Origin of the sequence: Vibrio sp. NH-UV-68, from assembly GCF_042940635.1 — a bacterium.
In the GTDB taxonomy this organism is placed as follows: Bacteria; Pseudomonadota; Gammaproteobacteria; order Enterobacterales; family Vibrionaceae; genus Vibrio; species Vibrio pacinii.
In genome coordinates this window covers 2,354,151-2,380,726 of record NZ_CP134975.1, presented here as the reverse complement: position 1 = coordinate 2,380,726, position 26,576 = coordinate 2,354,151, and the positions used below count along the sequence as shown (strand labels likewise).

The following is a 26,576-nucleotide window of genomic DNA, read 5'->3' as shown; positions in this document are numbered from 1 at the left end:
CGAATAGATATCGGTTAGTGGTTAGACTATATAAGAGTGCAGTTTCATTCAATAAGCGATATAAAAAAAGCCGACTTATTAGTCAGCTTATTTATTAGAGTTGAATATCGTTTAGCTAATTTCAACGCCTTGTGCTTGAAGGTCGGCGTGGTACGAAGAACGTACAAAGGGGCCACAAGCTGCGTGGGTAAAGCCTAGTTCAAGCGCGATTTCTTTGAGTTCATCAAACTCTGATGGTGGCACATAACGCTCGACTGGTAAGTGGTGACGGCTCGGAGCAAGGTACTGACCGAGAGTCAGCATTGTTACGCCATGTGCACGTAAATCTTTCAGAACTTCTACGATCTCTTGTTTGGTTTCACCCAAGCCCATCATCAAGCCTGATTTAGTCGGAATATTAGGGTGTTGCTGTTTGAATTTTTGTAACAGCTCTAACGACCACTTGTAGTTAGCTCCCGGACGAGCTTTGCGGTACAGGCGAGGAGCCGTTTCTAAATTGTGGTTAAACACATCTGGCGGATTGTCTTTCATCAGCTCAAGCGCTACGTCCATGCGGCCGCGGAAGTCGGGAACCAAAGTTTCAATCTTAATGTTTGGGTTCAACATACGGATCTCGCGATTACAATCAGCGAAATGTTGCGCACCACCATCACGGAGATCATCGCGGTCAACAGAGGTGATGACTACGTACTTGAGCTTCATGTCTTGAATGGTTTTCGCCAGTTTTTTAGGCTCATCGTTTTCAGGAGCCAGTGGACGACCATGGGCAACATCACAGAATGGACAGCGACGAGTACAAATGGCGCCAAGAATCATGAAGGTCGCCGTGCCGTGATTGAAACATTCAGCAAGGTTTGGGCATGATGCTTCTTCACAAACAGAGTGCAGGTTATTTTTACGCATCGCTGACTTAATGTCTTGGATACGTTGGCTATCTGCTGGCAGTTTGATCTTCATCCAGTCAGGTTTACGAAGAACTTGTTTCTGCTCGGTTGGCATGTTCTTTACAGGGATCAATGCCATCTTATCAGCGTCACGATATTTAACGCCTTTTTCCATTTGGATTGGTTTACTCATGCTTCTCTTACTTCTCGTTGCTGATGGTCTATTGATTGGTTAGTGAGACAGTGTTCACTTGCTCATAACCAAGCAGTGCGACTAGCTCTTCGACTAGCTTGTTTTCAACCTGAGCGATATTATCAGGTCCACCCAATTGGCTGACCTGAGCCATCTCCATACCGGCATACCCACAGGGATTAATGCGCTGAAAAGGAGCAAGGTCCATGTTGACATTCAGAGCTAAGCCGTGAAATGAACAACCTTTGCGAATTCTTAGTCCTAAAGAGCAGATCTTTTTACCGTCGACATAAACGCCGGGAGCATCTGGGCGTGCTGCGGCGTCGATATTGTATGCTTTTAGGGTATTAATTACGAGGTTCTCTATATGCGTGACGAGATCTCGTACACCGAGTTTTTTGCGACGAAGGTTAATTAGGAAGTAGGCGACCAGTTGTCCTGGGCCGTGATAAGTCACTTGACCGCCACGATCACTTTGAACGACAGGAATGTCACCGGTATTCAGTAGGTGTTCCGCTTTACCGGCTTGTCCTTGAGTAAATACAGGGTTATGTTCGACCAGCCATACTTCATCGGGCGTGTTGTCCGTTCGATTGTCGGTAAAGTTATGCATTGCTTGCCAAATTGGCTCGTAATCCTGTCTTCCTAGATGTTTTATTACAAGCTGGTTGTGCATTGCGTACTTCCATCGTCGATTAATAAAGTGAAAGGATTATAAACTGCTTCTGGATAAGGCTCTATATCTCAGCAACACATTTTTAACCTTAGAGTCTTTGTCGTCTTTTTATCTATTTGATCTATAAAAAGAAAGCAGCTCGCGCTGCTTTCAAAAAATTTTGATTAAATCAAATTAAATTATAGAACCATGCGCACAATGTCGATTTCACCCAGTTCTTTATACAGAATTTCTACCTGTTCAATCGATATCGCTGTGATGTTGATTGAGACTGAGTGATAGTTACCTTTCGCACTTGGTTTGACTGAAGGACTGTAATCACCTGGAGCATGGCGTTGAATCACTGCTAGAACCTTTTCTGGCAGTTCTGGCTTCGCGTGGCCCATGACCTTGTATGTGAAAGAACAAGGGAACTCAAGCAGGTCTTTCAGTTTTGCATCTGAGTTAATGTTCAGCATTTTGGAACTCCAAGTTTAGAAAATCGTCGTTATCAGCGCGAAATAGTACTGCCAATTGACAAGGATCTCAAGCTACCACGATAGGGGGTTAAATGAAAAAAGCCGCACTAGGCGGCTCTTTATAAACTAACTGTATGAATTACAAGAAGCTCTTAACTAGCATTACAATGTAATCCCACAGGCGGCTAAATAGGCTACCTTGCTCGACATCTTCAAGAGCAAGAAGAGGGTACTCAGCAATGTCATCACCTTCTAGTTGGTAGTATAGCTTACCAACTACGTCACCTTTCATTATTGGGGCTTCAAGCTCTTTTTCAAGGATAAAGCTCGCTTGCAAGCTTTTCGCCTGGCCGCGTGGAAGGGTTACGTATGTGTCTTGATCTAAACCAAGCGCGACGGTGTCTTTATTGCCCATCCAGATTTTTTCTTCAACAAAGGTTTCGCCTGCTTTGTGTGGCGCAACAGTTTCGAAGAAGCGAAAGCCATAGCTAAGCAGCTTTTTACTTTCCGATTTACGCGCGTTGGCATCGCGTGTACCCATCACAACCGCAACTAAGCGCATTTTACCTTCGGTCGCTGAGCTGACTAAACTATAGCCGGCGTTGCTGGTATGGCCCGTTTTGATGCCGTCAACGTTCATGCTCTTATCCCAAAGCAAGCCGTTACGGTTATATTGGGTGATGCCGTTGTAAGTGTATTTCTTTTCAGAGTAGATGCGATACTCATCGGGTACATCACGAATCAACGCGCTACCAAGCAGTGCCATATCATAAGGGGTCGAGTACAGGTTTGGATTGTCTAAACCGTGGACGTTGGCAAAATTAGTATCTTTCATGCCGATGGTGTCGGCCCAAGCATTCATCAGATCGACAAAGGCATCTTCTGAACCGGCAATGTGCTCTGCCATCGCAACACAAGCATCGTTACCTGATTGAATGATAATGCCGCGGTTGAGCTCGTCCACTTTTACGGTGGTACCCACTTCGATGAACATTTTCGACGAGTCAGGGAAGTTTTTCGCCCAGGCATTTTTACTGATGGTCACATCGTCTTGCAGTGAAATATTACCGCGCTCAAGTTCTTGGCCAATGACGTAGCTAGTCATCATCTTGGTCAAACTCGCTGGTGAGAGCTTAGTATTCATCTCTTTTTCTGCGAGCACTTTGCCTGAATGGAAGTCCATCAGTACATAGCCTTTTGCCGCGATTTGAGGAGCATCAGGAACCACAATAGGTGATGCGAAAGCACTCGATGCGAACGTTGCAGAAAGTGCAATAGAAGATGCAAAGGCGGTTTTAATTAGCGTTGTTTTTTTCATAGTCACTACAGAATTATCTTTAACTGTCCATATCTTAACAGAATCAATCACTCAAATCAGTGTTGCTCAAGGGAAACACTGGATTGAAGACTAACGAGATTTAACAAAAGCACTGGTATAACCGAGCGCTTTCACTTGTTCAAGCGCTTTTTGAGTCAACATATAGTCGCTGAAAGGGCCTAAAAAAACGCGATGTAAGTTGTCTGAAGAACCAACATAGCTTTTGACTGCAAGCTTTTGACTCAGATCTTGCGCTAAAGTTTCAACGCGGTCTTTATGCTGTGATGAAGCAACTTGTACCACGTATTGATGGTGTGATTTATTGCTGCGAGGTTGAGAGGGTTTATCAACGCTAATCACTTCAATACTCACATTGGCGGTACCAGTGCGGATGACATCTAGCTTAATGGCCGCCGCATAACTCAGATCAATGATGCGCCCTTGGTGGAACGGACCACGGTCATTGACCCTTACGATGGCGGTTTTTCCATTATCTTGGTTCGTCACTTTTACATAGCTTGGAATCGGCAGTTCTTTATGCGCGGCTGTCATCGAATACATATCATAAATTTCACCATTGGAGGTCAGGTGGCCGTGAAACTTTTTACCGTACCAAGAGGCCGTGCCCTGTTGTTTAAACCCTTTGGGCTGCTTGATGATCTTATAGCGCTGACCACGTAGGGTATAATCACTATTGCCCCCTAAACTGTACGACTCATATTGTGGTGTGGCATCTTCGATATGGTCGACATTGATCGGCGCATCGGGAGCGACATCGTTATCAATGCTGTAGCGACTCGATGATGAACAACCCGCGAGCGCGGTCAATAGAACAATCGCCGCGGCGATAAGGGGCTTATGAGTCATTTAAATTGCCTTTGAGAACGCTTTTCTATGAGTGTGGATGGACATTAAGATGCCAAAACCAGCCATCAAGGTCACCATCGAGGTGCCACCATAACTGATCAGCGGTAGCGGTACACCTACCACGGGCAAGATGCCACTGACCATGCCAATATTGACGAATACGTAAACGAAGAAGCTCAGTACGATGCTGCCTGCCATCATGCGCCCAAATGCGGTTTGTGCTTTACTGGCCAGCATCAAACCACGACCAATAATAAAGAGGTAAAGACTGAGCAGCAGTAAGATACCTATCATGCCCCATTCCTCGGCAATCACAGCAAAAATGAAATCGGTATGGCGCTCAGGAAGAAATTCGAGCTGAGACTGAGTCCCTTGTAACCAACCTTTGCCTGATACGCCTCCGGAACCAATCGCAATCTTACTTTGAATGATGTGATAACCTGCGCCGAGTGGATCGGATTCGGGGTTGAACAGCGTTCGTACCCTTACTTTCTGGTACTCACGCATTAAGAAAAACCACAACACAGGCAAGAAAGCCCCGACACCGCACACCGCAGCGAAGATGATCTTCCAACTTATCCCTGCTAAGAAGATAACAAAGATACCTGAAGCTGCAATTAAGATAGAGGTGCCCAAATCGGGTTGTTTGGCAATTAAAATCGTTGGTACAAACACCATCACTAATGACATCACTAGCGTTTGTAGTGAGGGGGGGAGTGGACGCTTACCGATATATCGAGCAACCATTAAGGGCACCGCCAGTTTAAGCAGTTCTGATGGTTGAAAGCGGACAAAACCCAAGTTGAGCCAGCGCTGCGCACCTTTTGACGCTTCACCAAAGAACAGCACCCCGAGCAGTAATACCACGCCACCGACAAACATTAAGGGGGCGAGGGCTTCGTAAGTACGGGGTGGAATTTGTGCAAGCAGCAGCATAATGCCGAGAGAGAGAGCCATGCGCATTGCTTGTCTGTCCATCATGACTAAGCTTTGGCCGCTGGCGCTGTACATCACCACAAGGCCGAACCCCATCAAAACCAAAATACCGAGTAGCAATGGCAGATCAATATGAAAACGCTCAAACATGGCGCGGTTTTGACCAGTTGCTGGGTTTAAATCCATGGTTAGTTTGCCTCGTCTTGTTCGACTAACACGTGATCAAAAATTTGTCGTGCCACAGGAGCACCGTTGACTGAGCCGCCACCAGCATTTTCAAGTACGATGGTGACGATAAGTTTAGGATCGTCAAATGGCGCAAAACCAGTAAAGAGGGCATGATCGCGTAAGTGTTCGGCGATTTCGTCAGCATTATATTCTTCGTCTTCAGCGAGGCCGAAAACTTGCGCCGTTCCTGATTTACCACCACTCATGTACGGTGTTTTATAAAACGCTCGTCGCGCGGTGCCTTTCTTACCGTGGTTAACCAAACGCATGCCTTCGAGTGCCATATCCCAATAGCGCTCTTTAACGCCAGTAATTGGCGGGTAGCTTACCACCTCAGACAGTTGTTGATTGTCAAATTGGTCGCCATTATTGATGGTTGCGCGCAATAAATGCGGAGCGACCACTTCACCACGTTTGACCAGTACTGATGTTGCTTTGGCTATTTGCATCGGGGTTGCGGTCCAATAACCTTGGCCAATACCGACAGGAATCGTGTCGCCTTGGTACCACGGAGTCCGGTGACGTGACATTTTCCAGTCACGAGTTGGCATATTCGCTTTACTCTCTTCGTAGATGTCGATGCCAGTGTAGTCGCCAAATCCGAACAGCATCATCCAACTTGAAATTCGATCGATGCCCATATCATAAGCGATTTGATAGAAGAAGGTGTCGACTGACTCTTCAATCGACTGCACGATGTTGACTCTACCGTGTCCCCAACGTCGCCAATCTCGGAAAGGTTTGGTTTTTGAATTCGGGATCTTCCAGTAGCCAGGGTCGTTGCGAGTGGTATACGGTGTCACCACACCTTCTTGCAGTGCGGAGACGGCGATAAAAGGTTTAATGGTCGAAGCGGGTGGGTAGATCCCCAGAGTCGCGCGGTTAACCAAAGGGCGGTTTTTATCATTCAGTAGCGCGTTGTAAGCTTTACTTGAGATACCATGAACAAAAGAGTTCGGATCGTAGCTTGGACTAGAGACCATGGCTAAGACACCGTTATCATGAGGATCGAGCACAACCGCGCCACCGCGGCGTCCGTCTAGCATTTTATGCACGTAAAGTTGTAAATCAATATCGAGATTTAGCACGATATCTTTACCCGGCACGGGAGGAACATACTTTAGCGTGCGGATAATACGGCCACGACTGTTCACCTCGACTTCTTGATAGCCTGCAGTGCCATGCAACATATCTTCGTAATAGCGCTCAATGCCGAGTTTGCCGATATCGCGCGTGGCTTGATAGTTCGCGTCTTTCTCTTCACGGACCAGTCGCTCAATATCACGGTCATTAATGCGTGATACGTAGCCAATAACATGGGTAAGGACTTCATTGTATGGGTAATGGCGTTTTAAGGCCGCGTTAATCGCAACGCCCGGAAAATTGTGTTGCTGAACAGAAAACTTAGCCGCTTGCTCTTGAGTTAACTGAGTGAGGATCGGCACCGATTTAAAACGACGTGTCTGGTGACGTTCTTTATTGAAACGCTCAACTTGTTCTGGAGTAATGGTGAGAAATTGTTGCAAACGCTGGATGGTGTCATCCATGTCTTTAACTTTTTCTGGAATAATATCTAGGCTAAAAACCGGTCGGTTCTCGGCGAGTAGTTTGCCATTTCGGTCATAGATCAGGCCGCGGTTTGGCGCAATGGGCACCACTTTAATTCGATTGTCGTTCGAGCGGGTTTTATAGTCTTGGTATTGATTGATCTGAATGTTGTAGAGGTTAGTGATCAGTACACCAACCATGGCGACAATACCGATGAAAGCAAAAACAGCCCGATTTTTAAATAATCGCGCTTCTTCATGGTAATCCCTAAATTGGGTACGCTTCCTTAACATCTACGTTTATTCTCGATGGTATGGGTGGTTGGCAGTAATGCTCCACGCTCGATAAAGACTCTCTGCCATGACAATACGCACCAAAGGATGAGGCAGTGTTAGCGCAGATAAAGACCAGCTTTGATCAGCCGCGGCTTTACAAGCTGGTGACAATCCTTCTGGCCCGCCAATCAAAATAGAGACATCTCTGGCGTCGAGTTTCCAGCTTTCTAATTGCTCTGCCAGTTGTGGGGTATCCCACTTTTTCCCCGGGATGTCGAGAGTAACAATTCGGTTGCCTTTTGGCACGGCAGCCAGCATCGCTTCGCCTTCTTTTTGCAGAATTCTTGCAATGTCGGCATTTTTGCCACGTTTCCCAGCGCTTATTTCCACCAGCTCAAGTGGCATATCATGTGGAAAACGGCGACGATACTCTTGGAATCCTTCTTCAACCCATTTCGGCATCTTGGTTCCGACTGCGATAAGCTGGATCTTCATGATTAGCCCCAAAGCTTCTCAAGTTGATAGAGCTCGCGTTGCTCTTCTTGCATTACGTGGACAATGGTTGATGCCATGTCGAGTACAACCCATTCGCCTTGCTCTTGACCATCAATAGCAAGAGGTTCGATGCCGATCAATTTTGACTCTTTGGCCACATGCTCGGCGATTGACGCGACATGACGTTTAGAGGTTCCGGTACAGACAATCATGAAGTCAGTAATGCTTGATTTACCTCGCACATCGATGGTTTTGATATCTTGCGCTTTCATATCATCCATTTTGTCGATTAAGAATTCGTTTAACTGTTCAAGTTGCAAGGTGTTGTCCTCGTTATTTTGAGTGATTGACTGTTTTTTACGGCGGCGAAGTATAGCACGCTTTTCATATCCGCACTGACGGCAAGCATAGCTCGCAGCTTAACTGGTGCAATAATGGCCAGCATGAGCGCTCATATTGCGTTTTTACCGTCACTTCAGCTTGCGCTAACAACTGCAGTTGCTTTGTGAGGTTGGATAAATTCAGTCTTTGCAAAGCGGCAGAGTAAAGTGGGCGTTTAGATTGCCAAATTCGATAGTGTTCGAAAATCTGCCCCATTGGCTGACTTTGCATTAAGCTCGCCATACTCATCAGCTGGGTGAGCTCTTTTTGTAAGGTTCGAATGAGAATTACCGCTTCGACGCCTTCTACTTCAAGCTGTCTTAATATCCGCTGTGAGCGTTTGGCTTTTCCGGCCAATAGCGCATCGACCCAATGAAATGCGGTGAAATGGTTATGGCGACTTAGTGCGTGCTCCAAGCGAACTAAGTTCAACTCACCGTCAGGGTAGAGCAGAACCAGTTTTTCTAAGCTTTGAGTCAGAGCAAACAGGTTACCTTCATGCCACTGCGCCAACATTTGTATCGCTTCAGGGTCGGGCTTTAGGCCCAGCTTACGGCAGCGCGCTTGGACGAATTGTGGTAATCGCTGAATGTCGGGTGTTAGGCAACTGACCCAGCAACCATGTTGGTTTAACGTTTTGAACCACTTTGCGTTTTCTTGCGCTTTGGTCAGCTTAGTACCAATTACCAACAAGAGAATGTCTGGGTGCAACACAGAGGCGATGGCGAGCAACTCTTTACCAATCGCGGCATTAACGCCGCTTTCTGGCAATTCAAGCTCAATCACTTGGCGCGCGGAAAATAGACTCATCGCCTGGCAACAGTCATAGACTTGATTCCAGTCGAGAGAGCTATCGACGGCGAAGCGATGGCGCTCTTCAAACCCTTGCGCCAATGCCGCTTGTTGTATCGCTTGACGAGACTCTTGCACCAACAAGGGCTCGTTACCAAAGATCAGGTAAATAGGGTCGAGTCGCTTATTGAGCTGCTCTGTCAATCGATCAGCGAAAATTCGCATAACAGTTATTGATTCATATTGGTGTGAGTAGACGTTGAGTTCTGACCCTCATCAGAGTAGAGCGTCTTGATCTGGTATTGCTCTTCTTCTGCGCCAAGTTGAACTTCTTGTTCTGACTCTAGGATTTCGTTGGCTTCAATGTCGGCTTTTAAACGCGCCATTTGGCGAATAATTTGCGCTGAGGCCAATTTACGCATTTCATCTTCGATCATGTCACGTTCGACGGATTTCGCCAGTGCGGTGAGCGGGTTATCGAGATAGCTGCGCGTCACGCTGGTTGAGAATGTTCTTGCGCCGAGCTCAGGCAGCGTCACGCGGTAAGAGGCTCTAAAGGTCAACTCTTTCTCAGCGGCACGGGTATTTTGATATAAAGACAGGGTGCGCTCGCCAACGCCTTCGCTAATCAAGTGCAAGTTAGGCACATTGGCCGCGGGTGGCACAACCTCAATCTCACTCATACGTAATTGGCCTTTCATCATGCGGGTAAAGCTACTGTATTGGTCATAGCTGGTCAGTGACATCGTCTCAAGTTCATCAGGAACCGAGTAATCACCACGCAGATGAAAGCCACAAGCCGACAACAAAGAGGCTGCGAGAACGAGGGTGGTCATTTTGATTAAATGTGTAGTAAATAGTGCTCTTACTCGTAGAGGGAACATAGTTTGATGGCTCTCGATGATTATTGGAATACTTATCTTAAAACTCTACCTCAAGCAGAGCAGGACAGCTAAAGTGTTAAGATAAGTAAAGCAGGGCAGTGCGCCCTGCTTTAACGTTAGTGAGCGATGATTAGTTCGCCACGATGTTCAGAAGCTTGCCAGGTACGAAGATAACTTTACGGATAGTTAAGCCATCTAGGAACTTCTTAGCATTCTCGTCGTTCAGGCCAAGCTCACGAACTTGCTCTTCTGTCGCGTCAGCAGCAACGGTTAGTTTCGCACGTAGCTTACCGTTGATCATGACAACAATAGTCTTTTCGTCTTCAATTAGGGCTTTCTCGTCAAACGTTGGCCATGTTGCTGAGTCAACGTTTGATTCACCAAGAGCAATCCACATTTCGTAACAGATGTGCGGAGTCATTGGGTAAAGCATGCGAACTACAGCTTTTATCGCTTCATCAAGGATTGCACGATCTTGTACAGATTCTTGAGGTGCTTTCGCCAGTTTGTTCATCAGTTCCATGATTGCAGCGATGGCGGTGTTGAACGTTTGGCGACGGCCGATATCATCCGTTACTTTGGCGATAGTCTTGTGGATATCACGACGAAGTGCTTTTTGATCGCCAGATAGAGAAGAAGCATCAACCGATTCAGCAGCTCCTTTAGACGAGTGAGCGTGAACCAGTTTCCAAACACGCTTAAGGAAGCGGTTTGCACCTTCAACACCAGACTCTTGCCACTCAAGTGTCATGTCTGCAGGTGAGGCAAACATCATAAATAGACGAACGGTATCTGCACCGTACTTGTCTACCATCTCTTGTGGGTCGATACCGTTGTTCTTAGACTTAGACATTTTGATCATGCCTGAGTGCTCAACTTCGCGACCTTGGTTGTCGACAGCTTTTTCGATACGACCTTTACCATCACGTTCAATCGTCACATCAGTTGGAGCAACCCACTCTTTGGTGCCCTTCTCATTGGTGTGATAAAACGCATCAGCTAGAACCATGCCTTGACATAGTAGCTGCTTGAATGGTTCGTCAGAGGTGACATAACCTGCATCACGTAGAAGCTTGTGGAAGAAACGCGAGTAAAGCAGGTGCATACAAGCGTGCTCGATACCACCAACGTATTGGTCAACCGGTAGCCAGTAGTTGGCTTTTTCTGGGTCTAGAATGTCGTCAGCTTGTGGTGAACAGTAACGAGCGTAGTACCAAGATGATTCCATAAAGGTATCGAACGTATCCGTTTCACGCAGAGCTGGCTCACCGTTAAAGGTGGTCTTTGCCCACTCTTTGTCCGCTTTGATCGGGCTGGTTACGCCGTCCATGACCACGTCTTCAGGAAGAATTACGGGGAGTTGGTCTGCTGGTACTGGGTGAACTTCACCGTCTTCAGTCGTGACCATTGGGATTGGGGCACCCCAGTAACGTTGACGAGAAACACCCCAGTCACGAAGACGGAAGTTTACTGTCTTCTTACCTTTGCCTTCAGCTTCAAGCTTTGCTGCAATTGCGTTGAACGCTTCTTGGAACGCAAGGCCATCGAATTCACCAGAATCGAACAATACGCCTTTCTCAGTGTATGCCGCTTCAGAAACATCTAGCTCAGAACCGTCTTCAGGTTTGATGACTGGGATGATATCGATGCCGTACTTAGTCGCAAACTCGTAATCACGTTGATCGTGAGCTGGGACCGCCATGACTGCGCCTGTGCCATAATCCATCAGAACAAAGTTGGCTACGTAAATAGGAACCTCACGGCCGTTCAATGGGTGAATAGCAGTAAGGCCAGTCGCCATACCTTTCTTCTCCATTGTTGCCAGTTCAGCTTCAGCGACTTTGCTGTTCTTACACTCATCGATGAATGTGGCAAGCTCAGGGTTATTTTCAGCAGCAATGGCAGCAAGTGGGTGACCTGCGGCGATACCTACGTAAGTCACTCCCATAAGAGTGTCTGGACGCGTGGTGTACACTTCTAGATCTGCTTCACCGTCCTTCAAGGCAAATCGCAGCTCGACCCCTTCAGAGCGGCCAATCCAGTTGCGCTGCATGGTTTTAACCATTTCTGGCCAACCATCAAGATTATCAAGATCATCAAGCAATTCTTGTGCGTATTCAGTGATCTTAATAAACCACTGTGGGATCTCTTTCTGTTCGACTTTAGTGTCACAACGCCAGCAACAACCATCTTCTACTTGTTCATTGGCCAATACCGTTTGGTCATTTGGACACCAGTTTACCGATGAGGTCTTTTTATACACTAGGCCTTTGTTGTAAAGCTTAGTGAAAAATTCTTGTTCCCAACGGTAGTACTCAGGCGTACAGGTCGCAAACTCACGATTCCAGTCGTAGCCAAAACCGAGCAGTTTAAGCTGGTTTTTCATGTACTCAATATTTTCGTAAGTCCATGGCGCAGGAGCGGTATTATTTTTTACTGCTGCATTTTCTGCTGGTAGACCAAATGCGTCCCAACCGATAGGCTGCATGACATTTTTACCTTGCAGACGCTGAAAACGAGATACCACATCACCGATAGTATAGTTACGCACGTGACCCATGTGCAGTCGGCCACTTGGGTATGGGAACATAGACAGACAGTAGAATTTTTCTTTGTTTGGGTCTTCACTGACAACAAACGTTTTGTTGTTATCCCAGTGCTGTTGAACTTTCTGTTCAATATCTTGCGGGTTATATTGTTCTTGCATCGATGATATCCGGTTATCTTGGAATTTGTGAGTTCGGTTAGAACAGACATTAATAGATCGTCATAGAATACCTAAAGGAAAGGTGCACAACAATAGTCAATCCATAGTCACATCGTCTTAACTCTGCCTTGAGTGAGCACCTGAGGTGTGATTATGAACAGGTTGGTGTCATTCATCATGGAGGTCCGCTATGCCAAAACGAAAAGCAGGTTATGAAGAGATGCTTGAGGATGTGGTTGAAACATTGAAACACAGTCCCGAAGAAATCAATCATGTGCTCGAGAAATCGGGGCAAGTGGCAAAGGCGGCCAATGATTTATCTAAAGATGAGCTTTCACTGGTGTCGGCGTACGTTAAATCCGATTTAAAAGAGTTTGCCGACAACTATCAACAATCTAAAAGCGGGCCATTTTATCTGATGATCGCTGACTCTATCTGGCAAGGGCTACTTGAAATTACCGATAGAACGAAAGTCGAGTGGGTCGAGTTATTTGAAGATTTAGAGCATCAAGGGCTCTACCAAGTTGGTGAAGTGATTGGTCTTGGTGTGTTAGTTTGTGACGATTGTGGTCATAAAACCCAGTATAACCATCCGACAGTGATCATTCCCTGCATTAAATGCGGTTGTAAGGGCTTTAGCCGCCAGCCACTCAAGCCGTAACAGCACGCTCTAGCTGTAAGATAAAAACCAAGGGTTGATGTTATCCATCAACCCTTAATCTTTTACTGGTTAGTCTTTCAAGCGCCATCCGGCGATCAAGCTCAATACGACCCACAGATAAATAGGCCAGGTGCCCAAATGTCGATAAGGTGTGTCGCCTTGCATTGACGGTATTTCTGCGCGCAGTACCGCAGTCTCAAATTGAGGCACCTTGGCAATGATATGACCTTTGTAGTCTGTGACAGCGGTAATACCATTATTGGTTGCGCGTATTACCGGTTTACCCAATTCTAGCGCTCGCATTCGCGCGATTTCCATATGTTGCAACGGCCCGATAGAGCGGCCAAACCACGCGTCATTCGATAGGGTAAGGATAAAGTCAGTCTCATCAGTAATATTTTGTCTTACCTGTTCATTAAAAATGATTTCGTAACATAAAGCCGGTGCAAGCTGTTTGCCGTTGGCATCTATATTAGGCTGAATGAAGTCACCTGGCGTAAAAGAGGACATGGGTAAGTTGAAAAAGGGCGCGATAGGGCGCAGTACACTTTCAAATGGGACAAACTCACCAAATGGCAATAGGTGGTGCTTGTGGTAGCGCTGTTCCATATCATACTGGTAACCTAACTGCGGCTTTTTCCCTAAGGTCAAGATGCTGTTATAGAACTTTTTATTGTCACCTTGATTGACGATACCAGTGATAATCGTGCTGTGATTCATTGCTGCCGCGGAATCTAGGTTGTTGAGATACGACGATATCTCAAACTCAAACGCTGGAATGGCCGCTTCAGGCCAGATGATAATATCCGCGTCCCAGTTGTCTCGGGTCAGATCGGTATATTTCATTATGGTTGGCCAGCGTTGGCTAGGCTGCCACTTGAGCTCTTGCGCGATATTGCCTTGGATAAGGGCGACTTTGGTTGGTTCGCTGTCTCGTGGGCTTACCCATTGGGCCGATTGGAGTGCAAAGCCAGACAATAAGATGACCGCAGGAACAACCAGTGTTGACCACTTTCGGTGCAGTACGGCGTAGCTGATAGCGCCACTGCAGATGATCAATAACAGCGTGATTAACTCAACACCGGCAAGCGGTGCAAAGTGAGCGAGTGGGCTATCAATCTGGCTGTAGCCGAGCCATAGCCAAGGGAACCCAGTCATTACCCAGCCGCGTAGCCAATCAAAAATAAGCCACAATGCAGGTGCAGCAAGCAGTAAACGTGAACGTCTAGATTGCGGGAAAAAACGGTTTAAACTCCAGCTAAACAATGCGCTGTAGATGGCTAAATAACCGACCAGTAGCGCCATAAGTAGCGCACTGGCAATCTTGGGCATGCCGCCAAAGCTATCTATGCTAACGTGGACCCAGCTAATGCCAGTCGCGAACTGACCTATCCCCCAAGCGTAACCAATCGCCAGTGACTGCTTTGGGCTTTGCTTGTGGATCAGTAGCAGCAAAAGTGTCGGAGAGACTATTGCCAGCGGCCAAATTTGATAGGGCGCGAAGGCAAGGGTGGTTAAAGCGCCAACAAAAACGGCCGCGAGCGGCCGTTTTAGGCGATGAAATAGTGTACTTATCATCGGACTTATCTTGATTCTCCACAAGGAGCGTTGCGTTACTCGCCAACTGCGTTTAAAGCTGACTCTTCGTCTGGTATGGTAACTTGCAATTGAACCACGCGGCGGTTATCGGCGGCAGTTACTTTGAAGTTGTAGCCGTCAATGCCGACCACTTCACCACGCGATGGCAAGTGACCCAGAGCGGTCATGACCATGCCGCCGATGGTATCGACTTCTTCATCACTAAAAGAGGTACCAAAGGTATCGTTAAACTCTTCGATCGTGGTTAGCGCTTTCACCGCAAAGGTGTGTTTGCTTAACTTACGGATGTCGAGTTCTTCCTCGTCATCGAACTCATCTTCAATTTCCCCAACAATTTCTTCGAGGATATCTTCAATGGTCACCAGCCCTGATACGCCACCAAACTCATCGACCACAATAGCCATGTGGTAACGCTCTTGGCGGAATTCTTTAAGCAGACGATCGACGCGTTTGCTCTCAGGAACAACGACGGCAGGACGTATGACCTGCTCAATATTGAAAGGTTCACTGTCTGAGCCTAAGTATTTAAGTAAGTCCTTCGCAAGCAGAATGCCTTCTACATGGTCTTTGTCTTCGCTGATCACTGGGTAGCGTGAGTGCTGAGCCCCTGTGATAAGGTTAATCAAAGTGTCTAAATCGTCACTTCGATCGACGGTAACCATTTGCGAACGCGGCAACATAATGTCGCGCACACGCATTTCAGAAATCTCCATCACACCTTCAAGCATATCTCGAGTGTCATGGTCGATTAGGTCATTTTCTTCCGAGTCGCGAATGGCATCGACGAGCTCTTGGCGATCTTTAGGTTCACCTTGGAATAATTGACCCAGGCGTCCGAAGAAGGACTTTCTACTCGGACCTTCAGATTTTTCTTTCTTACCTTCTAGAGAAGAGGGCGAATTGTCTTCGTTCATTGTTTCTCAAACTAGTAACGCTATCAGAAGTGTGATAGCACACATTAGTGACGTTAATGGTGAGGGCAAACTGCGAAAACGCGTTTTACCCTGGCGATCAACGTTACTCTTTTTCTGCAATGTATGGGTCATTGAACCCCATGCTTTGCATAATTTCTGTTTCGAGTGACTCCATCTCTTCGGCTTCGTCATCGTCGATATGATCATAACCTAGCAGATGCAAGCTACCATGTACAACCATATGCGCCCAGTGCGCCATAAGAGGTTTATTTTGTTCGATAGCTTCACGTTCAACCACTTGACGACAAACAATCAAGTCACCCAACAAATCAAGCTCGATACCCGGAGGGGCTTCGAAGGGAAAAGACAGCACGTTAGTTGACTTATCTTTACCACGATAGTCATGATTTAGCTGATGGCTCTCTTGCTCATCGACAATACGAATGGTCAGTTCCGCTTGCTGCTGGAACGGAATGATCGTTTTATCGAGCCAAGTTTGAAAATCGTGCTCAGTCGGAAGCCCGTTTTCATTTTCAACCGCAAACTGTAGATCGAGTTGAATGCTCATTATTTACCTTCAGTCACTTCTGCTTGAACTTGTTTGGTCAGTTCCGCTTTAGCTGTTTCAATCAGTTGAACTTCGCGCTCTTCGCGACGTTTCTTCTCAAACTCTTTACGCTCTTTTTGATCTTGCGCTTCCCATTTTTCATAAGCGTTGACGATGCGCGCGACCACTGGGTGACGAACAACGTCGTCGGCTTGGAAGAAGTTAAAGCTAATATCATCGACTTCGCTTAGTACTTCAATAGCATGGCGAAGGCCCGATTTTGCGCCGCGTGGTAAGTCAATCTGAGTAATGTCACCGGTGATTACTGCGCGCGAGTTAAAACCAATACGGGTCAGGAACATCTTCATTTGTTCCACCGTGGTATTTTGGCTCTCATCGAGAATAATGAACGCATCATTGAGCGTCCGGCCGCGCATGTAGGCCAAAGGTGCAACTTCAATCACGTTGCGCTCAATCAACTTCTCGACCTTTTCGAAGCCGAGCATTTCAAACAGAGCGTCGTAAAGTGGGCGCAGATATGGGTCCACTTTTTGGCTCAAATCGCCGGGTAAAAAACCGAGTTTTTCGCCAGCTTCAACCGCAGGTCGGGTTAGCAAAATACGACGAATTTCTTGGCGCTCCAGTGCATCTACCGCCGCTGCAACGGCTAAGTAAGTCTTACCTGTCCCTGCTGGGCCAATACCAAACGAAATGTCATGAGTTACCATGTTGACCAAGTATTGAGCTTGATTTGGTGTGCGGGGTTTGATCACGCCCTTTTTGGTCTTAATGAAGACTTCTTTACCATGCTCGATATTGGACTCAAGGTTTTGCTCAAGTACACCGGTCTGTTTAATCGCTAGGTGGATCTCATCGGGTTCAATATCTGGGATATTGCCACGAACAGGCGAGGTATTAACGTAAAGCGTTTGGATAATTTCCAATGCAGCAGCACTGGTATGAGGCTTTCCTACAATAGTAAAAAAGTTGCCTCGGTAGCTGATTTCAACACCGAGCCTGCGCTCAAGGTGTTTAATATTGTCGTCGAAAGGACCGCACAAGCTGGCAAGACGGCGGTTATCTGAAGGTTCTAGATTAATCTCTAGCGTAATAATTTTAGTGCTCAAAGTTGCCTCTCATTTGTGGCAGTCCGATTGAGACCGGACTGCCAATGGCTTATCTACCTCTCTAAGATGGTTACTTACAGAGATAATTTCAAGCTTACGGCGTAAAAGTCGCCACACCGAGCTCATCTTGACGTTTCGTTTTCGCGATCATTTGCGTTGGGGAAATGATGCTGCGTAGATCCATATCTTTTTCAGTACGAATCAGTTCACCACGCAACGAGTTAGCAAAAACATCGGTGACCTTAACATCGACAAACTGGCCGATGAGATCAGCACTGCCTTCAAAGTTCACCACGCGGTTATTCTCTGTACGTGCGCGAAGCTCCATTAGATTCTTTTTCGATGGACCTTCGACCAGTACACGCTGCTCGGTACCCAACATCAGGCGTGAGTAACGCATCGCTTGGCTGTTGACGGTTTGTTGCAGTTCGTACAAGCGCTGTTTCTTCACTTCTTCGGACAGATCACACGGGTAATCAGCAGCCGGCGTACCTGGGCGTGGTGAGAAGATAAAGCTAAAGCTCATATCGAAATCAACGTCTTTAATCAGCTTCATTGTGTCTTGGAAGTCTTTATCTGTTTCACCAGGGAAGGCAACGATAAAGTCTGAGCTGATTTGAATGTCAGGACGCGCTTTACGTAGCTTACGAATAATCGACTTGTACTCAATCGCGGTATGTGGACGCTTCATCATGGTTAAAATACGGTCACTGCCACTTTGTACGGGTAAGTGGAGGAAGCTAACCAGTTCAGGCGTGTCTTCGTAAACGGCAATGATGTCGTCAGTAAATTCGAGCGGGTGGCTGGTGGTGAAACGAATACGGTCGATACCATCGATAGACGCCACCAAACGAAGTAGCTCAGCAAAAGAGCAGATCTCGCCATCGTGAGTTGGACCACGGAAAGCGTTAACGTTTTGACCCAACAGGTTAACTTCACGCACACCTTGTTCAGCCAGTTGGGCGATTTCAAACAGGACATCATCCATTGGACGGCTGACTTCTTCACCACGTGTATATGGAACCACACAGTAAGTACAGTACTTAGAGCAGCCTTCCATAATCGACACAAATGCGGTTGCGCCTTCGGCGCGTGGTTCGGGCAAACTGTCGAATTTTTCGATCTCAGGGAAAGAAATATCCATTACAGGCGCATGATTGCTTTGCGACTGCTTAATCATTTCTGGTAGACGGTGCAGGGTTTGTGGACCAAAAATAACATCAACAAAGGGCGCGCGTTCACGTATATGGTCGCCTTCTTGAGTGGCAACACAACCGCCAACACCGATAACAACGCCTTCTTTTTTGTCTTTGAGTGTTTTCCAACGACCAAGTTGGTGAAACACCTTTTCTTGCGCTTTTTCACGAATAGAACAGGTGTTGAGCAGGAGTACATCTGCCTCTTCTGGTTTTTCTGTCAGCTCATAGCCGTTAGCCGCGTTCAGTAGATCCGCCATTTTTGATGAATCGTATTCGTTCATCTGGCAGCCCCAGGTTTTAATTAGCAGTTTCTTACTCATGTTTTCGCTCGATCGTTAGTTTAAATTAAGGGAGCAAATTGCCCAGTGTGACAATTATCCATCTATCAATGTTTTTCTGATGGTTTTTTCTTCTCGCATATTAGCGAGCCGCGTATTGTACTGCTTTAAAAACCGACTGACTAGTGCCGTGGTTGAATCAATTGCAAGCGTTATTGTACAAGGGATTAGACCACCTCTAACATGAGGTTTTAGGTTACATTTTTAGCAATGAAATCGTACAATAAAAAACAGTTAAAGAATCAACATGATGAAATACAAAATATGAGCAGATTTGATGTTGCCGTAATTGGTGGGGGTATGGTCGGAGCCGCTGTTGCGATCGGTTTTGCCAAGCAGGGAAGACGAGTAGCGGTTGTAGAAGGCTTGGCGCCTCGTCCTTTTTCCGCTGAGCAAGCGATGGACATTCGTGTTTCCGCCATTTCCGAACATTCAGTTTCTGTTTTAGAAAGCCTAGGAGCGTGGCAGAACATTGCCCAAATGCGTGTGTGCCCTTATCGCCGCCTAGAAACTTGGGAGCACCCAGAGTGCCGTACCCGTTTTCATTCTGATGCGCTTAATTTGGAGCGTTTAGGCTACATTGTCGAAAATCAAGTGATTCAGTTGGGACTATGGCAACAATTTGAATCCTGGCCTGAGATTGAACGGTTCTGCCCTGATACGTTGGATGATATTGAGTTTGGTGTAATAAACCAATTGACTCTCTCTTCTGGCGCAACGTTAGAGGCTGATTTAGTCGTTGGTGCGGATGGCGCCAACTCTAAAGTGAGAACACTCGCGGGAATTGGCGTAACGGCCTGGGACTATCGTCAACATTGCATGTTGATCAATGTGGAAACAGAGCTCGCTCAGCAAGATATTACTTGGCAACAGTTTACCCCATCAGGACCACGCTCTTTTCTGCCATTAAGCTCTTTAGAGAGAAATGGTCAAACGGTAGGTCAAGGCTCTTTGGTTTGGTATGACTCGCCGAAACGAATTAAGCAGTTGTCGGCCATGACCCCTGAACAATTACGCCAAGAAGTGTTAACGCATTTTCCTCGCGAGCTTGGCGACATTCATGTACTGCAACACGGCTCGTTTCCTCTTACTCGCCGACATGCACAAACATACGCCAAGCAGCGCTGTGTTTTAGTTGGCGATGCTGCGCACACAATTAATCCGCTAGCAGGTCAAGGTGTGAACCTAGGCTTTAAAGATGTGGAGGCTCTATTGGCCGTGTGTGAGGGTAAGGGTGTGATTAGCCAACCAATGTTAGCCAAATACCAACGCCAAAGGCGACCAGATAACTTGCTGATGCAGACGGGGATGGACGTGTTCTATAAAGGTTTCAGTAACGATATTGCGCCGTTAAAACTTGCACGTAACGCGGCGTTAAAGTTGGCAGAGCATAGCCCATTAAAAACGCAGGTTCTTAAATATGCTTTGGGGTTGTGATATCAATCTGACCAGATAGAAGTTGATATTATTGAACAAAAAAACGCAGCCAAATGGCTGCGTTTTTTTGTGTTTGGCTAAGTAGTGATTACTTAGTGACACGTAGTACTGGTGTTTCACCAACAGTCACAGAACCAGAAAGCTTGTTCAGCTCTTTGATTTCGTCCATGTTAGAGATAACAACAGGAGTCAGTGTAGACTTCGCTTTCTCTTCAAGTAGAGCGAGATCGAATTCGATGACAGTGTCACCTGCTTTCACAGATTGGCCTTCTTCAGCGATGCGCGTGAAGCCTTCACCTTTAAGCTCAACAGTGTCAATACCGAAGTGAACAAATAGCTCAACGCCATCGTCAGATTCAATAGAGAACGCATGGTTAGTTTCGAAGATCTTACCGATAGTGCCGTTTACAGGAGCTACCATCTTGTTGCCTGCTGGCTTGATAGCAATACCATCACCAACAATTTTCTCAGCGAAAACAACATCTGGCACATCTTCAATGTTGACGATTTCACCAGATAGAGGTGCGATGATTTCGATTGCACCAGCGTCAGCGCTGTCGTCAGATACTAGCTTCTTAAGTTTGTCAAACAGACCCATTGTGTCATGCTCCTAACGTTTTTATTTAATTCTGTCGAATAATAGTATACCAATCTCACAAGATAGACGACAAATTTCGCCGCCTATCTTATTGGTATTACCTGATTATTGCGTTTTCTCTGCGATAAATTTTTCTACTACGGCTTCAATTTCTGCCGCCGTTGGAAGAGACAGGGCTTGTTCCGCCATCGCTTTCACTTCAGCGAAGTTAGAGTTACGGATAACTTTCTTCACTTTAGGGATAGAGATACCACTCATCGAGAATTCATCAAGGCCCATACCAAGTAGGAGCAGAGTTGCACGTTCATCACCTGCAAGCTCGCCACACATACCTGTCCATTTACCTTCAGCGTGAGAAGCGTCAATGACTTGCTTAATCACGGTCAGTACTGCTGGTGACATTGGGTTGTAAAGATGAGAAATCATCTCGTTACCACGGTCAACCGCTAGGGTGTACTGTGTTAGGTCGTTGGTACCAATAGAGAAGAAGGCAACTTCTTTCGCTAAGTGGTGGGCGATCGCAGCAGCTGCTGGTGTCTCAACCATTACACCAACTTCGATGCTTTCATCGAAGGCATGGCCTTCTTCACGCAGTTCAGCTTTGTACTCTTCGATGGCTTTTTTCAGCTCACGAATTTCCTCAACAGAAATAATCATTGGGAACATGATACGCAGTTTACCATGTGCAGACGCACGTAGGATGCCACGTAACTGGTCACGAAGGATTTCACGACGGTCTAAGCTGATACGCACGGCGCGCCAGCCAAGGAACGGGTTCATCTCTTGTGGCAGATCCATATATGGAAGATCTTTGTCACCGCCGATGTCCATGGTACGGATGATTACCGACTCACCATGCATGGCTTCAGCCACTTCTTTGTAAGCTTGGTATTGCTCTTCCTCAGTTGGAAGTGCATCACGATCCATAAATAGGAATTCAGTACGGTACAGACCAACGCCTTCACCACCGTTACGAATGATGCCATCACAGTCTTTTACAGTACCGATATTACCGCACACTTCTACGCGATGACCGTCAGTGGTCTCAGCGTGTAGATCTTTCAGTTTGGCAAGTTCTTCTTTTTCAGCAATGAAAGCCGCTTTCACTGCTTTTGCTTCTGCAAGTTCAGCGTCTGATGGGTTGATAACGATCTTGTTGTTCATCGCATCAAGAATCAGCATGTCGCCGTTCTTCACTTTCTTAGTGATGTCGTTAGTACCGACAATCGCAGGAAGTTCAAGAGAACGAGCCATGATTGAAGTATGTGAAGTACGACCACCGATGTCACACGCAAAACCAAGTACGTAGTCTAGGTTGATTTGTGCTGTTTCAGATGGTGTTAAGTCGTAAGCAACTAGGATTACTTCTTGATCGATATCGCTTAGCGATACGATGTTGATGCCAAGGGCATTTTTTACGAAACGTGTCCCGATATCACGGATGTCAGTGGCACGTTCCTTTAGGTATTCGTCGTCTAGAGATTCTAGAGCTGATGCTTGCTCTTCAATAACGGTGTAGATAGCGTTATCAGCGTGCATCTTGTCATTTTTGATCAGTGCTAGGATTTCTTCCTCTAGCTCTTCGTCTTCAAGAAGCATGATATGACCTTCAAAGATCGCTTCTTTCTCTTCACCAAAGGTTTCAAGTGCTTTTTGTTTTACCATTTCTAACTGGGCTGAAGACTTGTTACGAGCGTCAAAAAAACGCTGAACTTCAGCTTCAACTTGATCATCAGAGATAGTGTGTGTGTTTAGGACAATTTCATCTTCTTGAAGTAGTAGTGCTTTACCGATAGCAATACCAGGAGATGCTAGGATGCCTGAAATCATAGCCTTACCTTAAATTGGTCAACTTTAAAACGGGAGAATAATGGATGCGCTAACGAATAGTTTTAGCTTATATTTTAGTTTATTTCCAACAAAGCCATTTTGTTATGCAAAATGGCTTTGAGAAACTAAAAACTGAATTAGTGCAGTTGGTCCATTAGAGCAACTAGGTGGTCAACAGCTTGTTGAGCCTGTGGGCCCTCAGCTGAGATAGAAACTACTGTACCTTTAACTAGGCCAAGAGTTTGTAATTTGAAAAGGCTTTTAGCGCTAGCGCTTTTACCGTTAGAAGTCACTGTGATGTCCGCATCGAATGATTTAGCTTCTTTAACGAACTGTGCTGCAGGACGAGTGTGAAGGCCATTTTCTGCAGTGATTTCTACTTGCTTCTCGTACATGTTATATACCCCAATTAATTTATATTTTGATAGTTTCTTAACCAGTTTTAGCTTAACCATAAAAAAGCATTTCTGCTAGTAGGCTAACCTAGATTGCGTGTTAGAACCGCGACTGGTGATTAATTTCTCAATCACGATTTCAGTCTGTGCTGTCTTTCGTCATTGATAGTAATTCTTACCTGCTTTTATTTTGTAGCTAGAAATAAAACAATCCTGATATTACCAAAGGTAGGGCAGGGATCAACAAAAAAGCCCCTGTACGGGGCTTTTTTAAACGAAAAATTGATTTGACACAGTTTACTGTTGGTTCTCTTTCTCGGTAAATATACCAGCAAATAGCGCGGTACTTAGGTAACGTTCACCCGAGCTAGGAAGTACGGTGACAATGGTTTTTCCTGCAAATTCAGGTAGTTCTGCGATACGGTTCGCTGCGACAACAGCCGCGCCTGAAGAGATACCCGCCAAGATACCTTCCTCTTCCATTAAGCGTCGTGCCATTGCGATAGCTTCGTCAGAGGTTACGGCCTCAACGCGGTCAATCAGCTCCAAATCGAGGTTGCCAGGAATAAAACCAGCACCAATACCTTGGATTTTGTGCGGCGCAGGTTGAATTTCTTCTCCCGCTAGCGCTTGTGCAATGACTGGCGACTCAGCAGGTTCAACTGCAACAGAGACAATATTTTTGCCTTTTTCGCCTTTCAAGTAACGACTTGTACCAGTAATGGTACCGCCAGTTCCGACACCTGCCACGAACACATCGACTTCGCCATCTGTTGCATCCCAGATTTCAGGACCAGTGGTTTTTTCGTGAATTTGTGGGTTTGCTGGGTTGTTGAATTGTTGAAGAAGTAGAAATTTTTCTGGGTTGCTCGCTACGATCTCTTCTGCTTTAGCAATCGCCCCTTTCATGCCTTTTGCCGCTTCTGTTAACTCAAGGTTTGCACCCAGTGCTTTAAGCAATTTACGACGCTCAAGGCTCATCGACTCTGGCATGGTGAGGGTAAGCTTGTAACCACGAGCGGCAGCAACGAAGGCAAGAGCCACGCCAGTATTACCACTGGTAGGTTCAACAAGCTCAACGCCAGGCTTAAGTGTACCGGCTTGCTCTGCTTCCCAAATCATGTTGGCACCAATACGACATTTTACGCTGAAGCTTGGGTTGCGGGCTTCAATCTTAGCCAGAACTTTACCATTACTGACTTTGTTTAGGCGCACAAGAGGGGTGTTACCAATGGTTTGGGAATTGTCTTCGTAAATCTTGCTCATGGTGTGATCCTTCATCTTTATTTCACTTCGGTTTGATTGAACTACCAGACCGAGTGGTATTAAGAAATAGTTGTTGATGTAGAGAGTAGGGCAGGTTCAAAAGCGAGAAAAGGATTAAATAGTTATATGATATGAAAGAGCAGCAAGCATACATCGATTTGTGAGCTTGCTGCTCTTAATCCGTTATCGCTATCTATTTATGATGATGTTTAAATTCGGCCACCCACATCGAGGTGGCGCCGCAGACGGCGACAGGCATAACAATAAGGTTCAGGATCGGAATGGTGGTAAATACCGATACCAACGCGCCAAAGCTGTACGCTTTGCCCTGTTTTTGTTTCAAATTGTAACGCATATCATTGAACGGGATTTTATGGTTATCGAACGGATAATCACAATACTGAACGGCCAAGATCCACGCGGTAAAGATAAACCACAAGAAGGGACCTAAGGTCTGGCCAAGTGCCGGGATAAGCAGCAGTAAAAATAGACCAATAGCTTTGGGTAATACATAAACCAGCTTGCGCCATTCGCGAGCCAAAATACGAGGTGTATCTTTGATAATGGCCAACATCCCATCATCATTCACCTTTTGCTTGGTTAAATGCTCCTCGACCTTTTCCGCTAATAACCCATTCAGTGGCGCCGCTATAAAATTGGCTAGCGTACTGAAAAAATAGGAAAAAGTAGCAAGGATGGTCAATGCTAGTAGTGGCCAGAGTAGGTAACTGAGCCACGATAAAAAGTCAGGCAGTTGACCTATCAGTTGCTCAATCCAAGTATCTAAATGAGAAAACAGGTAAAATAGTGCACCACCGACTAACAGTACATTAGCGAGTAGTGGCAAAATAACGAAACGGCGTATCCCTGGAGTGAGCGCAAGCGCTAATCCATGAAAGAAATAACCAAATCCAGAACGTTGTTGTATATAAGTATTCATAATGAGTCGATTGCTGTAAAAACGAACGCTTTGTATCTTAGCAAGAAAAAAGCGTGTTCAAAATCACAACATTAGTGGAACTTCTCACATTAAGTTGTTCTAAAACAGGGTCGAGTTTTGGTAGAGTAACTCACAGTTAAGGTTTAATCGTTTCTTTACGGCCAACTTTACATCGTGCTGTAACGAACAAATGAGAGCTAAAAATGCAGGAACTGCGATTTGTACTCATAATTGTCGGAGCCATAGCGATTGCCGCTTTGCTGTTCCACGGTTTATGGACGAGTAAGAAAGAAGGCAAAGCGAAGTTTAGTAGTAAGCCGCTTGGTAAGCTAGACGTTGATAGTAAATCGTCTGACTTGACCTCTGAACGCGCGTTTGCCCCAGAAGATGATTTTGAAATTATCAAGAAACAGCGTAAAGAGCCGGGTTTTGTCGCGCAAGATGAGATCATCGCTGACCCGCTTATCGATAGTTATCAACAACCCACAGACTCAGATCTTTTGGATAGTAAAGAGGAAGAGCTAGACGTTCCTTCATTTTCTACTCGGTCTATCGACGATGTTGTGGTCCCTGAGCCTGATGTTGAGAGCCAAATTGACGAGGTGCCGATTGCTGAGATTGAAGATGAGCAAGAGCCTGCGTTAGAAGTGATTGTGCTTAATGTGCATTGTGCAGGTAATGAACCTTTTATCGGCACTAAGCTGTTTGACAGCATGCAGCAAAACGGTTTGATCTATGGTGAAATGGATATTTTTCATCGCCATGCAGATTTATCTGGAACAGGGAAAGTGCTGTTCAGCGTGGCGAATATGATGAATCCTGGAACGTTAAAACATGACGATCCTGCGGCGTTTACCACCAAAGGCATCTCATTCTTCATGACCGTCCCCTGTTTTGGCGATCCAGAGCAGAACTTTAAATTGATGCTAAAAACGGCGCAGCAAATTGCAGATGACTTAGGTGCCAATGTTCTTGATGATGCAAGAAACCTGATTTCGCCTAATCGTATTGATGCGTATAAAGCGCAAATACAACAGTTTAAAGCGGCGCAGAAAGCCTAAGTTATTGATAAATAGTAGAGAG

At 46.0% G+C, this 26,576-nt stretch carries 25 protein-coding genes; 3 read left to right on the top strand and 22 right to left on the bottom strand.

The annotated features are described in order from the left end of the window. Nucleotides 1-111 precede the first annotated feature (111 nt). The 12 genes from lipA to leuS form a co-directional block, all read right to left on the bottom strand. The gene (lipA, locus tag ViNHUV68_RS10865) at nt 112-1,077 is read right to left on the bottom strand and encodes a lipoyl synthase (protein WP_391088092.1); all 966 of its coding nucleotides are present in this window, start codon (nt 1,075-1,077) and stop codon (nt 112-114) included. A gap of 28 nt (nt 1,078-1,105) precedes the next feature. After that, nucleotides 1,106-1,753, bottom strand: a complete 648-nt coding sequence (lipB, locus tag ViNHUV68_RS10860) for a lipoyl(octanoyl) transferase LipB (RefSeq protein ID WP_391088089.1) — start codon at nt 1,751-1,753, stop codon at nt 1,106-1,108. 179 nt (nt 1,754-1,932) lie between these two features. Continuing rightward, nucleotides 1,933-2,211 carry a DUF493 family protein YbeD gene (gene ybeD / locus ViNHUV68_RS10855; protein WP_038175479.1) on the bottom strand — a complete coding sequence of 93 codons (279 nt, stop codon included), beginning with the start codon at nt 2,209-2,211 and terminating at the stop codon, nt 1,933-1,935. A gap of 139 nt (nt 2,212-2,350) precedes the next feature. Next, nucleotides 2,351-3,529, bottom strand: coding sequence for a serine hydrolase (locus ViNHUV68_RS10850; protein ID WP_038175480.1), 1,179 nt, complete (start codon nt 3,527-3,529; stop codon nt 2,351-2,353). Nucleotides 3,530-3,619: 90 nt separating this feature from the next. Further along, nucleotides 3,620-4,396: a septal ring lytic transglycosylase RlpA family protein gene (locus ViNHUV68_RS10845; RefSeq protein ID WP_391088085.1), complete on the bottom strand. Its 777-nt coding sequence runs from the start codon at nt 4,394-4,396 to the stop codon at nt 3,620-3,622. Then, nucleotides 4,397-5,518 (bottom strand): rod shape-determining protein RodA, encoded by a 1,122-nt coding sequence (rodA, locus tag ViNHUV68_RS10840; RefSeq protein WP_038175482.1) that lies wholly within the window; start codon nt 5,516-5,518, stop codon nt 4,397-4,399. Nucleotides 5,519-5,520: 2 nt separating this feature from the next. Then, nucleotides 5,521-7,401 carry a penicillin-binding protein 2 gene (gene mrdA, locus ViNHUV68_RS10835; protein WP_391088082.1) on the bottom strand — a complete coding sequence of 627 codons (1,881 nt, stop codon included), beginning with the start codon at nt 7,399-7,401 and terminating at the stop codon, nt 5,521-5,523. 6 nt (nt 7,402-7,407) lie between these two features. Then, on the bottom strand, nt 7,408-7,878 hold the full coding sequence (gene rlmH / locus ViNHUV68_RS10830; protein ID WP_038175484.1) for a 23S rRNA (pseudouridine(1915)-N(3))-methyltransferase RlmH: 471 nt from the start codon (nt 7,876-7,878) through the stop codon (nt 7,408-7,410). 2 nt (nt 7,879-7,880) lie between these two features. Beyond that, complete coding sequence (gene rsfS / locus ViNHUV68_RS10825) at nt 7,881-8,159, bottom strand: ribosome silencing factor (protein ID WP_391090313.1); 279 nt, start codon at nt 8,157-8,159, stop codon at nt 7,881-7,883. Between the two features lie 103 nt (nt 8,160-8,262). Continuing rightward, nucleotides 8,263-9,276, bottom strand: coding sequence for a DNA polymerase III subunit delta (holA, locus tag ViNHUV68_RS10820; RefSeq protein ID WP_391088079.1), 1,014 nt, complete (start codon nt 9,274-9,276; stop codon nt 8,263-8,265). Nucleotides 9,277-9,281: 5 nt separating this feature from the next. After that, on the bottom strand, nt 9,282-9,935 hold the full coding sequence (lptE, locus tag ViNHUV68_RS10815) for an LPS assembly lipoprotein LptE (protein WP_391088076.1): 654 nt from the start codon (nt 9,933-9,935) through the stop codon (nt 9,282-9,284). Between the two features lie 130 nt (nt 9,936-10,065). Further along, the gene (gene leuS / locus ViNHUV68_RS10810) at nt 10,066-12,642 is read right to left on the bottom strand and encodes a leucine--tRNA ligase (RefSeq protein ID WP_391088073.1); all 2,577 of its coding nucleotides are present in this window, start codon (nt 12,640-12,642) and stop codon (nt 10,066-10,068) included. 190 nt (nt 12,643-12,832) lie between these two features. On the opposite strand from leuS, the gene ViNHUV68_RS10805 reads away from it, so the two are divergent. Then, nucleotides 12,833-13,303 (top strand): zinc ribbon-containing protein, encoded by a 471-nt coding sequence (locus tag ViNHUV68_RS10805; RefSeq protein ID WP_038175489.1) that lies wholly within the window; start codon nt 12,833-12,835, stop codon nt 13,301-13,303. Nucleotides 13,304-13,372: 69 nt separating this feature from the next. Here the strand turns inward: ViNHUV68_RS10805 and lnt are convergent, their stop codons facing one another. From lnt to miaB, 5 genes are all read right to left on the bottom strand, one after another. Beyond that, nucleotides 13,373-14,881 (bottom strand): apolipoprotein N-acyltransferase, encoded by a 1,509-nt coding sequence (gene lnt / locus ViNHUV68_RS10800; RefSeq protein WP_391088070.1) that lies wholly within the window; start codon nt 14,879-14,881, stop codon nt 13,373-13,375. Between the two features lie 35 nt (nt 14,882-14,916). Further along, the gene (gene corC / locus ViNHUV68_RS10795; RefSeq protein ID WP_038175491.1) at nt 14,917-15,816 is read right to left on the bottom strand and encodes a CNNM family magnesium/cobalt transport protein CorC; all 900 of its coding nucleotides are present in this window, start codon (nt 15,814-15,816) and stop codon (nt 14,917-14,919) included. Nucleotides 15,817-15,919: 103 nt separating this feature from the next. Further along, the gene (gene ybeY, locus ViNHUV68_RS10790) at nt 15,920-16,384 is read right to left on the bottom strand and encodes an rRNA maturation RNase YbeY (RefSeq protein ID WP_038175492.1); all 465 of its coding nucleotides are present in this window, start codon (nt 16,382-16,384) and stop codon (nt 15,920-15,922) included. Beyond that, nucleotides 16,384-17,490: a PhoH family protein gene (locus tag ViNHUV68_RS10785; protein ID WP_038175493.1), complete on the bottom strand. Its 1,107-nt coding sequence runs from the start codon at nt 17,488-17,490 to the stop codon at nt 16,384-16,386. The genes ybeY and ViNHUV68_RS10785 overlap by 1 nt, the downstream gene beginning before the upstream one ends. Before the next feature lie 94 nt (nt 17,491-17,584). Continuing rightward, entirely contained in the window at nt 17,585-19,009 is a 1,425-nt protein-coding gene (gene miaB, locus ViNHUV68_RS10780; RefSeq protein ID WP_038175494.1) for a tRNA (N6-isopentenyl adenosine(37)-C2)-methylthiotransferase MiaB, read from the bottom strand. Between the two features lie 282 nt (nt 19,010-19,291). On the opposite strand from miaB, the gene ViNHUV68_RS10775 reads away from it, so the two are divergent. Next, on the top strand, nt 19,292-20,464 hold the full coding sequence (locus tag ViNHUV68_RS10775; RefSeq protein ID WP_391088065.1) for a 2-octaprenyl-3-methyl-6-methoxy-1,4-benzoquinol hydroxylase: 1,173 nt from the start codon (nt 19,292-19,294) through the stop codon (nt 20,462-20,464). A gap of 88 nt (nt 20,465-20,552) precedes the next feature. Here the strand turns inward: ViNHUV68_RS10775 and crr are convergent, their stop codons facing one another. The 5 genes from crr to cysZ all read right to left on the bottom strand — a co-directional run bounded on the left by crr (nt 20,553) and on the right by cysZ (nt 25,493). Continuing rightward, on the bottom strand, nt 20,553-21,062 hold the full coding sequence (gene crr / locus ViNHUV68_RS10770; RefSeq protein WP_038175495.1) for a PTS glucose transporter subunit IIA: 510 nt from the start codon (nt 21,060-21,062) through the stop codon (nt 20,553-20,555). A gap of 105 nt (nt 21,063-21,167) precedes the next feature. Then, entirely contained in the window at nt 21,168-22,892 is a 1,725-nt protein-coding gene (gene ptsI / locus ViNHUV68_RS10765) for a phosphoenolpyruvate-protein phosphotransferase PtsI (protein WP_391088062.1), read from the bottom strand. A 137-nt stretch (nt 22,893-23,029) separates the two neighbouring features. Beyond that, nucleotides 23,030-23,287, bottom strand: coding sequence for an HPr family phosphocarrier protein (locus tag ViNHUV68_RS10760; RefSeq protein ID WP_032552209.1), 258 nt, complete (start codon nt 23,285-23,287; stop codon nt 23,030-23,032). Between the two features lie 297 nt (nt 23,288-23,584). Continuing rightward, a complete protein-coding gene (gene cysK / locus ViNHUV68_RS10755; RefSeq protein ID WP_038175497.1) occupies nt 23,585-24,553 on the bottom strand; it encodes a cysteine synthase A in 969 nt (322 codons plus the stop codon). A 193-nt stretch (nt 24,554-24,746) separates the two neighbouring features. Next, the gene (gene cysZ, locus ViNHUV68_RS10750; protein WP_391088058.1) at nt 24,747-25,493 is read right to left on the bottom strand and encodes a sulfate transporter CysZ; all 747 of its coding nucleotides are present in this window, start codon (nt 25,491-25,493) and stop codon (nt 24,747-24,749) included. A gap of 203 nt (nt 25,494-25,696) precedes the next feature. Between cysZ and zipA the strand changes: the two genes are divergently transcribed. Beyond that, the gene (gene zipA / locus ViNHUV68_RS10745; RefSeq protein WP_391088056.1) at nt 25,697-26,554 is read left to right on the top strand and encodes a cell division protein ZipA; all 858 of its coding nucleotides are present in this window, start codon (nt 25,697-25,699) and stop codon (nt 26,552-26,554) included. Nucleotides 26,555-26,576: the final 22 nt, after the last annotated feature.